General features: G+C 58.2%; 3 protein-coding genes. All 3 read right to left on the bottom strand.

The window, feature by feature from the left end; genetic code table 11:
* The coding region (locus HY768_03010; GenBank protein MBI4726187.1) for a DNA-directed RNA polymerase subunit beta' at positions 1 to 1,190 on the bottom strand (1,190 nt) is incomplete at its 3' end.
* Positions 1,191 to 1,226: 36 nt separating this feature from the next.
* Entirely contained in the window at positions 1,227 to 4,997 is a 3,771-nt protein-coding gene (rpoB, locus tag HY768_03005) for a DNA-directed RNA polymerase subunit beta (protein ID MBI4726186.1), read from the bottom strand.
* A 308-nt stretch (positions 4,998 to 5,305) separates the two neighbouring features.
* Positions 5,306 to 5,680 carry a 50S ribosomal protein L7/L12 gene (rplL, locus tag HY768_03000; GenBank protein MBI4726185.1) on the bottom strand — a complete coding sequence of 125 codons (375 nt, stop codon included), beginning with the start codon at positions 5,678 to 5,680 and terminating at the stop codon, positions 5,306 to 5,308.
* Positions 5,681 to 6,204 lie beyond the last annotated feature (524 nt).

Raw genomic sequence — 6,204 nt, 5'->3', positions numbered from 1 at the left:
GGCTTTTCCTTTTCCACCAGGCGTTTGGCGCTTTTGACGCTCTGGACGTATCCCTTTTCCTCCAGCTTTTTCAGAATGAATGGCTTGAACAGCTCCAAAGCCATGCTCTTGGGAAGCCCGCACTGATAGGGCTTCAGCTCGGGACCGACCACGATCACCGAGCGGCCGGAATAGTCCACCCGCTTGCCCAATAGATTTTGGCGGAACCGCCCCTGCTTGCCCCTTAAGATCTCGGACAGGCTCTTCAACTCGCGGTTGCCCCGGCCCTTTAAGGCCCGGGAGCGGCGGCCGTTGTCGAACAGGGCGTCCACCGCTTCCTGCAGCATCCGCTTTTCGTTGCGCAGGATGATCTCCGGGGCCCGCATGTCGATGATCTTCTTCAGGCGGTTGTTGCGGGTGATCACCCGGCGGTAGAGGTCGTTGAGATCCGAGGTGGCGAACCGGCCGCCCTCCAGGGGCACTAAGGGACGCAGGTCCGGGGGGATCACCGGGATGGCCGAAAGGATCATCCACTCCGACCGGTTGCCCGACTTGCGGAAGGCCTCGACGATCCTCAGGCGTTTTAAGACGTTCTTCTTGACCTCGGCCGATACCTCCAGCCTTAAGCGGGATCGCAGCTCGGCCGACAGGTCGTCGATGTTGATCTCGCGCAAAAGCTCACGGATGGCCTCGGCTCCCATCTGGGCGGTGAAATCCTTGCCGTATTCCTCCTCGGCCTTGATGCACTGGTCCTCGTTGATCAGCTCCTTCTTTTTAAAACCCGAGGAACCGGGCTCGATCACGATGTAGCTCTCGTAGTACAGCACCCGCTCCAGGTCCCGGATGGAGACGTCCAAAAGCTGGCCGATCCGCGAGGGCAGGGACTTGAAGTACCAGATATGGGCCACCGGCACCGCCAGGTCAATGTGCCCCATCCGCTCCCGGCGGACCCGGGACAGGGTGACCTCCACCCCGCAGCGGTCGCAGATCACGCCTTTGAAGCGGATCTTTTTATATTTCCCGCAGTTGCATTCCCAGTCCTTGGTGGGGCCGAATATCTTTTCGCAGAACAGTCCGTCCCGTTCCGGCTTGAAGGTGCGGTAATTGATGGTCTCGGGCTTGGTCACCTCTCCCAGCGACCAGCCATGTATAATCTCCGGCGAGGCCAGTTTAAGCTTGATGAAGTCAAAATCGGTGGCCCGGATCTCCATCTCGCCGGTATTGGCAGTTCTTTCGGGGGTCATCGCTTAATCCTCCTTATACAATTGAACGTCCAGGCACAGGCCCCTCAGTTCGTTGACCAGCACGTCAAAGCAGGCCGGGGTGCCGGGCTCCGGCAGGTTGTCTCCCTTGACGATGCCCTCGTAGACCCGCTGCCGCCCCTGGACGTCGTCGGACTTGACCGTCAGTATCTCCTGCAGGGTATAGGCCGCGCCGTAGGATTCCAAGGCCCAGACCTCCATCTCCCCGAAACGCTGGCCGCCGAAATGGGCCTTGCCTCCCAGGGGCTGCTGGGTGATCAGGGAATATGGCCCGATGGACCGGGCATGGATCTTGTCGTCTACCAGGTGGGACAGCTTCAGCATATACATCAGGCCCACCGTCACCGGCTCGTCAAAGGACTGTCCGCTCCGGCCGTCGTAAAGAGTGACCTTGCCGTGCTCGGGAAGTCCGGCCAGTTTCATTTCGGCCTGGATCTCGGCGATGTTGGCCCCGTCGAAAATGGGGGTGGCCACCTTGAAGCCCAGGATCTGGGCGGCCCATCCCAGATGGGTCTCCAGCACCTGTCCCAGGTTCATGCGCGAGGGCACGCCCAGAGGATTTAAGATCATGTCCAGGGGGCGGCCGTCGGCCAGGTAAGGCATATCTTCCTCGGGCACTATCCTGGCCAGCACCCCCTTGTTGCCGTGCCGTCCGGCCAGCTTGTCGCCCACCATCAGCTTGCGCTTGCGGGAGACGAAGACCTTGACTAATTTGATGACGTCGGCCGGCAGCTCGTCGCCCCGCTCCACTTTTTCCTTTTCGATCTGCAATTCGTACTGCACCGTTTCGATGGCCTTGCGGGCCAAATCCATCAATTTTACGGCCTTGGCGCCCAGCCCCAAGTCTTCGCAGATCTGGGCCATTTCTTCCGGCGGAATTTTCTCAAATTTTATTTCGTCCAACACCGCTTCCGAAAGACGCTGCCCCTTGCGGGCCAGCAGTTTTTCCCCGTCCTTCAGGGTCTGGTTGCAGGGCTGGTCCAACAGCAGTCCCGTTAAGCGCCGGTCGCGCTCGTTCCGGATCCGTTCGGTCCGCTTCCGCGCTTCCTTCTGCATCTCTTCGATCTTGCGCTTTTCCTCCTGGCTGCTTCTCCGGTCCTGGCTTTTGCGGGAGAAGACCTTGACGTCGCAGACTATCCCGTCCATGCCCGGGGGCGCTTTAAGCGAAGTGTCCTTGAAGTCTCCGGCCTTGTCGCCGAAGATGGCCCGTAAGAGTTTTTCCTCGGGGGTGGGCTCGGTCTCGCCCTTGGGAGTCACCTTACCCACCAGGATGTCGCCGGCCTCCACCCGGGCGCCGATGTGGATGATCCCGTTTTCGTCCAGGTCCTTCACCGCCTCCTCGCCCACGTTGGGGATCTCCCGGGTTATCTCCTCGGGACCCCGCTTGGTGTCGCGCACGAAGCACTCAAAGTTCTCGATGTGGACCGAGGTGAACTTGTCGTCCTGGACCATCCGGTCGGAGATGATGATGGCATCCTCAAAGTTGAAGCCGGACCAGGGCAGAAAGCCCACCAGGCAGTTGATCCCTAAGGCCAATTCGCCGCCCTCGGTGGAGGAGCCGTCGGCGATCACCTCTCCCTTTTTGACGGCGTCCCCTTCCCGGACGATGGGCTTATGATTAAGGCAGGTGTCCTGGTTGGAACGGCGGAACTTGGTAAGGTGATAAACGTCGTACTGGCTGTCCTTTAAAAAGTCCACTTCGGCGATGTCGGTCTTGGCGGGCCGGATGAAGACGCTGTCGGCGGTCACTTTTTCCACCGCTCCGTCCCGCTTGCAGATGACCATGGTGCCGGAGTCCACCGCCGCCTTGCCCTCCAGGCCGGTGCCCACCACCGGGGACTGGGGCTTTAACAGGGGGACCGCCTGGCACTGCATGTTGGATCCCATCAGGGCCCGGTTGGCGTCGTCATGCTCCAGGAACGGGATCAGCGCGGCCGACAGGCTCACTAACTGTTGGGGGGAAACGTCCATGTAGTGGACCTCCTGGGCCTTGGCCCGGGGAAAGGTCTCCCGGTAGCGGCTCAAGGCCTGTTCGCTCAGCATCTTTCCGACGTCGTCCACCGGGGTGTTGGCCTGGGCGATGATAAACTGGTCTTCTTCGTTGGCCGAAAGGTAATCCACCTCTCCGGTCAGCTTGCCATTTTTAAGCTTGCGGTAGGGGGTTTCCAAAAAGCCCAGTTCGTTGACCCGGGCAAAGCAGGCCAGGGAGGCGATCAATCCGATGTTGGGTCCTTCCGGGGTCTCGATGGGGCACATCCGGCCGTAATGGGTGTAATGCACGTCGCGCACCTCGAACCCGGCCCGTTCCCGGGTCAGGCCGCCGGGCCCCAGGGCCGAAAGGCGCCGCTTGTGCCTCAGCTCGGCCAGCGGGTTGGGCTGGTCTAAGAACTGGGAAAGCTGGGAAGAGCTGAAAAAGCTGTTGACGGTGGAGGAGATGATGCGGGAGTTGACCAGGTCCTGCGGGGTAATGGAACTCTGTCCGTCCCACATGGCCATCCGCTCCCGGGTCATCCGGGCCATCCGGGAGAGCGCGGCCGAGAATTGATTGGAGACCAGCTCGCCCACCCGCAACACCCGGCGGTTGCCCAGATGATCGATATCGTCCACTTCTCCCTGGTTCATCCTTAATGACAGAAGATAGCGGACCACTTCCACAAAATCCTTAGGGCAAAGCAAATTGCCGGTGGAGATCTCCTGGCCCAGCCGTTTGTTCAGCTGGTAGCGACCCACCTTTTTCAGGTCGTAGCGTTTGCGGTCGAAGAACATCTTCTCGATCACCGCCTTGGAGAGTTCCGGATTGATGGCGTCTCCGGGGTGAAGGATATTGTAGATCTTGGAGAGGGCGTCCTCCTTGGATCCCTTGTTGTTGTCGACCAGCATGGTGCGGGGGATGCTGGCCGGGTCCTTGACCGGATCGATGGCCACTACCTCCACCTTTTCCACCTTGGACAGTTTTAGGGTGGCCAGGATCTCGGGGGTTATTTTATGGCCGGCCTCGGCCAGCACCTCGCCGGTCCTGGGGGCGGCTACATCGCTGAAAAGATAGCGTTCCAAAACCTGCTTTTCCCCGGCCAGGGAGAGGGTCTCCGGCTGGTGATAAAGGGAGAGCAGGGCCTTGTTGGTGGCATAGCCCACCGCCCGCAGCAACAGGGTGGCGTGGAACTTGCGGTGCTTGTCGATGGAGACCCATAAAAGATCATTGGGGTCCAGGGTCAGTTTGAGCCAGGAGCCGCGGTAGGGGATGATCTCGGCGGTGTAGATCCGCTTGCCCGAGGGATGGGTCTTCTCAGCGAAGAAGGCGCCGGGAGAGCGGTGCAGCTGGCTGACCACCACCCGCTCGGCCCCGTTGATCACGAAGGTGCCGGTCTCGGTCATCAGGGGCACTTCGCCCAGATAGACCTCCTTTTCCACCACTTCCTTGGGCTTGCCCTTGGGCTCGCCCGGATCCTTAAGCGAAAGCCTTAGGATGGCCTTTAAGGGGGCGGCGTAGGTCATATCGCGGTCGTGGCACTCGGAGATGGAATAGCGGGGCTTGCCCAGCCCGTAAGAGATGAAATCCATCGCCATCCGGTTCTGGGCGTCCTCGATGGGAAAGATCTCGTTGAATACCGCTTGCAGCCCTTCGTTTTTGCGTTTTTCCGGAGCCTGATGCTCCTGCAAAAAATCCTTGTAGGAATTGAGCTGCATGTCCAGCATGTTGGGAAGCTGGATTCCCGACTTGATTTTGGAATAATCTTTTCTTTTTACGGGCTTCAAAATAACCTCCTCTTTTTAAAGGGGTGTCTGATATCGGGACCGATCAAAGGGGGCCGGGCTTGAGGGATGGGACCGCTCCATTGCCCGGGCAGAAAACGACAGGTGGCCGTGGCAATTGTCTTCGTTCCGGGCAATGTTAAGGCCACCAAAAAAGCGACGTTTGACGGGCCTTTAAAAAATTCCGCGGCACCGCAGCCGCAGCCGGCCCCCTCAAACGCCTTAAGGAAATCTTTTTCTTCTCCGCGGCAACCGCTGCCGCAGAAAAGCGGTCTATGTTTTTATTTTGCGCCCTTGACCGGCGGGTATTCTTACTTGAGCTCCACCACGGCGCCGGCCGCTTCCAGAGTGGTCTTGATCTTCTGGGCCTCGTCCTTGGATACGCCCTCTTTGACCGGCTTGGGAGCGCTTTCCACCAGGTCCTTGGCTTCCTTGAGTCCCAGGTTGGTGATTCCCCGCACTTCCTTGATCACCTGGATCTTCTTATCTCCGCCGGAGACCAGCACCACGTCAAAAGAGGTCTTCTCTTCGGCCGGGGCGGCGGCGGCTCCGCCGCCTGCGGCTACGGCCGCTGGGACGGCGGCCTTGACGCCGAATTTTTCTTCCAGGGACTTGACCAATCCAGCCAGCTCCAGCACTGTCATCTGCTCGATGGCTTCCAGTACTACTTGTTTCTTGTCCGACATGTTCCTTTTGCTCCTTTATTTGCTTTTTTATTTATTTTCGGTTTGATTGTTTGTTACTATTCAGCCACAAAGCATGTCCTGAGCCCTTCGGTTCACTCAGGGTAAACTCTGTCGAAGGGACACCAGGGCACACCCATTAAAAGGCACACCCATTAAAAGGCACAAGTCAAGAGAAAAATAGTTCCCCCAAGGGTAAACGCTCAGTGCAGTTTATCCGACGTCGTTAAGATAGAGATCTGGAAACTACTCGCTGCAGACGTTCGATGATTGCTGGATGGATCTGAAAACGGAGTCAGCTGGCTCGGCTGCACCATACAAAAGATAAAAGATATGGTTTTGTTAGGCAAGATTCACTCATGAAAGCGGGTGAACGATACAATTGTATTAACCTCAAAAATGCGCAATATGCAACAAAAAACCTCCCAAAGCATTGTAAATACTGATTCCGTATTTTAGGGTCACTTACAAAAACGATCCAAATTGTAGATTTTCCGGTTGAGCATTTTATGAACCTGCTCAAACTC

The organism is candidate division TA06 bacterium, assembly GCA_016208585.1.
Lineage (GTDB): Bacteria > Edwardsbacteria > AC1 > AC1 > EtOH8 > UBA5202.
The sequence above is the reverse complement of the archived record's forward strand: the minus strand, read 5'-3'. Positions and strand labels throughout refer to the sequence as shown.